4 protein-coding genes are annotated in these 4,841 nt (G+C 60.6%); all 4 read right to left on the bottom strand.

The genetic code is table 11. The annotated features are described in order from the left end of the window. Window positions 1–951 (bottom strand): tRNA dihydrouridine synthase DusB (gene dusB, locus ACIPZE_RS28610; RefSeq protein ID WP_400776768.1); only part of this gene is annotated, 951 nt, incomplete at its 3' end. 185 nt (window positions 952–1,136) lie between these two features. Beyond that, complete coding sequence (locus tag ACIPZE_RS28615) at window positions 1,137–2,414, bottom strand: DUF3426 domain-containing protein (RefSeq protein ID WP_400776769.1); 1,278 nt, start codon at window positions 2,412–2,414, stop codon at window positions 1,137–1,139. Window positions 2,415–2,444: 30 nt separating this feature from the next. Then, complete coding sequence (gene prmA, locus ACIPZE_RS28620; protein WP_400776771.1) at window positions 2,445–3,323, bottom strand: 50S ribosomal protein L11 methyltransferase; 879 nt, start codon at window positions 3,321–3,323, stop codon at window positions 2,445–2,447. A gap of 241 nt (window positions 3,324–3,564) precedes the next feature. Then, window positions 3,565–4,841, bottom strand: a 1,277-nt coding sequence (gene accC / locus ACIPZE_RS28625) for an acetyl-CoA carboxylase biotin carboxylase subunit (protein WP_400776774.1), incomplete at its 5' end; no start/stop codon positions are given.

A 4,841-nucleotide genomic window follows, 5' to 3' on the forward strand; every position in this document is an offset into this window, starting at 1 on the left:
CCGAACGTTGGCGCATTGTGTTTCCGTACCATCCAAACGATTGAAGTGGGCGCGAAACTCCCTGGCGCCCGGCAAGGTTGCGAGATACCAGCCCACATGCTTCCGGGCAATGCGCACGCCCATCACGTCCCCATAGAAAGCGTGAAGTGCGGCCAGATGCTCCAGCAGAATGTGTTCCACCTCGACCAACTCCGGCGCCGGCAATTTCTCGCCGGTGCGCAGGAAGTGTTCGATCTCGCGAAAAATCCATGGCTGCCCTTGGGCAGCGCGGCCTATCAACAGGCCATCGGCACCGGTTGCGTCGAGGACGTAACGGGCCTTTTCCGGCGAATCGATATCGCCATTGGCAAACACCGGGATCGACACCGCCTGCTTGATCGCGGCAATCGTGTCGTATTCGGCTTCACCCTTGTACAGATCGGCGCGAGTGCGGCCATGCACTGCCAACGCGGTGATCCCGGCCTGCTCGGCGATCTTCGCCACGGTCAGGCCGTTCTTGTTGTCGCGATCCCAGCCCGTGCGGATCTTCAGGGTGACCGGCACATCAACCGCAGCCACAACGGCCTGCAGGATCTCGGTCACCAGTGCTTCATCTTTCAACAACGCGGAGCCGGCGGCCTTGTTACAGACCTTCTTCGCCGGGCAACCCATGTTGATATCAATAATCTGTGCGCCCAGTTCGACGTTGGCCCGGGCTGCATCCGCGAGCATCTGCGCATCGCCACCGGCAATCTGTACCGAACGTGGCTCGGGATCGCCTTCGTGGATCATGCGCATGCGTGACTTGCGGGTGTTCCACAAACTCATGTCGCTGGTGACCATTTCCGAGACAACAAGCCCTGCGCCCAGACGCTTGCACAGCTGACGAAAGGGCTGATCGGTGACCCCCGCCATCGGGGCGAGAATCAAGCCGTTCTGCAATGTGTATGGGCCGATGCGTACCGCCGACATAGGACTTCCCTGAAGTGGGGCCGGATCATGAGAGTTCGAAAAAGGGTTGGCATGATACCCGCTCTCGATGACTGGATAAAGGCTGAATTGAACAAAATCTGAACAGTTATTCTGTTATTGCCAGCGGTTTGGTTGCGCAGGGCAAAGTCAGAAAACCGCCGTCAATTCAGAAACGGTGAGGCGTTTCACTCGGGGGAGTGAAAGTTCAGGCTGTAATTCACCGCTTTCGGGCCTGGATCGAGAATATCCAGCGCAATGTGGATCGGCGTCTGTGGCGGCATTTCCGCCAGACCTTCCAGGTCGCCACTGAGGTACTCGCCGGGTTTGAAGCGACGACTGGCGATCAGGTGACCATTGAGATCGGCAAAACGCAGTTCAAGCAGCGGAAAGGGCTGGGAGAACGTTGCGCGGTTGTAGATGATCGCATCGACCACCAGGGCGCCGCTGAATTCAGGGTGGCTGCGTACCACCAGATTACTGCTCTTGATCCGCGCGATATCGACCTTGGATGGCACCGTGCAGCCGATCTGCGGGCAGATTTGCTGGAACCAGGGACGGTATTGATCCTGTCGCGCCAGTTCATCGAAATGGTAAGAAACGTATTGGGCGACGAGACCGCCGGCTGCCAGCAGCACCAACAATAGCCACAGCAGGCGTCGGCCCCACGGCGAGCGGCGTTTCTGCCAGTCGAGTTGCAGCGGGTCGTCGGTCAGGTCCTGGAGGACTTCGGCGCGCACGCCAGGTTCGCCACGCTCGCGTTTTTTGCGCAGCGGTTCGATCACTGGCATGTCGTCGTCATCGCTTTCGTCACTGGCAGTGAAGCGTTCGCGACGGGCCTTTGGGTCAATCGGATCGTGCAGGCGCAATTGCGGAATGGCCGGCTCGTCGTCCAGGTCTACCGGTTCCAGCGACAACGAAGGCTCGGTGCGTGCTGTTTTGACCGGCTCGATGTCGACGGTTTCTGGCTCGTCTTCTTCGGGCTCGGCAGTGTGCTCATCGGAACGTTCGCTGAACAAGGTGTCGCGCCAGAGTGTTTCATCCGGCTCAGGGCTGTCGCGACGAGCGCTCAGGGAGTCTTCACGTTGACGACCGAATTCGGTGGTTGGCTGGATTTCGCGCTGTTCGAGGCGAGCGAGTTCTTCATCCAGATCGAGGCTGTCGAGATCCAGCTCGGACGCGCTCCACTGCTTTTGGCTGATGGCGCGCGGTACCGGCGGTTCGACGCTGGTGGGCGGTTCGATGGTCGGCGCTGGCTGCGTAATCGCTGGCGGCTCGGCAATGGGCGGCGCGACAGGAATCACCGCATCCTTGCCGGCGTGTTGTTCCAGCAGCTGTTTGGCCGCGTTGAACACTTGCAGGCAGGAGCCGCAGCGAACCACCCCGCGGGCCACGCTCAATTGAGCATGGCTGACACGGAAACTGGTTTGGCAATGCGGGCACTGGGTGACGAAACTGTCGGTCATGCGGCGATCCGGATTATGCAGGCGGTCATTCTAGCGCCGACGGCCGGTGATGCGCACCCAGCCATCGCGATTGGCAATCGGGTCAAGATCGAAATCCTGTGCATAAGCGGCGGCGACTTCATCGCCTTGCTCGGCAAGGATGCCCGACAGCGCCAGACGGCCACCGGATTTCACCAGGCTGGACAACTGCGGCGCCAGCGAAACCAGTGGGCCAGCGAGAATATTGGCGACCAGCACGTCGGCTTCTACCTGCGGCAGATCTTCCGGCAGGTACAGCGGGAACAGCTCTTCGGCAATGTTGTTGCGCCCGGCGTTGTCGCGCGACGCTTCCAGCGCCTGCACGTCGATGTCGGTGCCGACTGCTTCTTTCGCGCCGAGCAGCAGGGCGGCGATGGCCAGAATCCCCGAGCCGCAGCCAAAATCGAGCACGTTGCAGTCTTTCAGGTCCTGGCCGTCGAGCCATTCCAGGCACAGCGCGGTAGTCGGGTGAGTGCCGGTGCCGAACGCGAGGCCCGGGTCCAGCAGCAGATTGACCGCGTCCGGCTCAGGCGCGGCGTGCCAGCTCGGCACGATCCACAGACGCTGGCCGAAACGCATCGGCTGGAAACCGTCCATCCAGCTACGTTCCCAATCCTGGTCTTCGATGACCTCGCTGTGATGCTCGGGCAGCGGGCTGCCGGTCAGCAGTTCCAGATGGGCCAGAACCGGTGCCGGTTCCGTGCCGCCTTCGAACAGCGCCAACAGATGCGTGTGCGCCCACAGCGGGGTGGTATTGAGTTCCGGTTCGAAGATCGGCTGATCTTCGGCGTCCATGAAGGTCACCGACACAGCGCCGACTTCAAGGAAAGCGTCTTCGTAGGTTTCGGCTTGTTCCGGGCTGATGGCGAGACGTACTTGCAGCCAAGGCATGGCGGGCACCTTTGAAAAATATTGATTGCAGCCTAGCGGCCGGCGAGAAGCGCGCAAGTTTACGCGAGCGCGCGGCAGAACACGAACATGGTTGAAGATCAAAAGATCGCAGCCTTCGGCAGCTCCTACGCTGAAACGCGATCCCCTGTAGGAGCTGCCGAAGGCTGCGATCTTTTGATCTTCTCTACTCCAGAAACAACAAAGCCGCCCGAAGGCGGCTTTGTCTGGTGCGGCTCGAAGCTTAGTGCTTCTCGGCAGCCAGCTTGTGCTCGAGGTAGTGAATGTTCACGCCCCCTTTGCAGAAGCCTTCGTCACGAACCAGATCACGGTGCAGCGGGATGTTGGTCTTGATCCCGTCAACCACGATTTCGTCCAGGGCATTGCGCATGCGCGCCATGGCTTCGTCGCGGGTCGCGCCGTAAGTGATCAGCTTGCCGATCAGCGAGTCGTAGTTCGGCGGAACGGCATAGCCACTGTACAGGTGCGAATCGACGCGAACGCCGTTGCCGCCTGGAGCGTGGAAATGCTTGACCGTGCCCGGGCTCGGCATGAAGGTTTTCGGGTCTTCAGCGTTGATCCGGCATTCCAGCGAGTGACCGCGGATTACCACGTCGTCCTGGGTGAACGACAGCTTGTTGCCAGCGGCGATGCTGAGCATCTCCTTGACGATGTCGATACCGGTAACCATTTCCGAAACCGGGTGCTCTACCTGAACACGCGTGTTCATTTCGATGAAGTAGAAACGACCGTTCTCGTAGAGGAACTCGAAAGTGCCCGCGCCACGGTAACCGATGTCGATGCACGCCTTGACGCAGCGCGCCAGCACTTCTTCGCGAGCCTTCTCGTCGATGCCCGGTGCCGGCGCTTCTTCGAGAACCTTCTGGTGACGACGTTGCAGCGAGCAATCGCGGTCGCCCAGATGGATCGCGTGACCCTGGCCGTCAGAAAGAACCTGAACTTCCACGTGACGTGGATTGGTCAGGAATTTTTCCAGATAGACCATCGGGTTGCCGAACGCCGCGCCAGCTTCGGTGCGGGTCAGTTTGGCGAAGGCGATCAGGTCTTCTTCCTTGTGCACCACGCGCATGCCGCGACCACCACCGCCGCCAGCGGCTTTGATGATCACCGGGTAGCCGACTTCACGACCGATGCGCAGTGCCGTTTCTTCGTCTTCCGGCAACGGGCCGTCAGAACCTGGAACGGTCGGTACGCCCGCTTCGATCATCGCGTGCTTGGCCGATACCTTGTCGCCCATCAGGCGAATGGTGTCGGCTTTCGGGCCGATGAAAGCGAAGCCGGAGTTCTCGACCTGCTCGGCGAAATCAGCGTTTTCCGCGAGGAAACCGTAGCCTGGGTGAATGGCGGTAGCGCCGGTCACTTCAGCGGCCGCGATGATTGCCGGGATGTGCAGGTAAGAGTGCGCGGCAGAAGCCGGGCCGATGCAGACGGATTCGTCTGCCAGACCCAGGTGCATCTGCTCGTTGTCGGCCTTGGAGTAAAGGGCGACGGTGTTGATGC

The organism is Pseudomonas sp. NPDC089741, from assembly GCF_044748825.1.
In the GTDB taxonomy this organism is placed as follows: Bacteria; Pseudomonadota; Gammaproteobacteria; order Pseudomonadales; family Pseudomonadaceae; genus Aquipseudomonas; species Aquipseudomonas helmanticensis.

Coding starts and splice junctions, on each gene's coding strand:
- prmA (WP_400776771.1), bottom strand. CDS start 3,323: ATGCCTTGGCTGCAAGTACGTCTCGCCATCAGCCCGGAACAAGCCGAA.
- ACIPZE_RS28615 (WP_400776769.1), bottom strand. CDS start 2,414: ATGACCGACAGTTTCGTCACCCAGTGCCCGCATTGCCAAACCAGTTTC.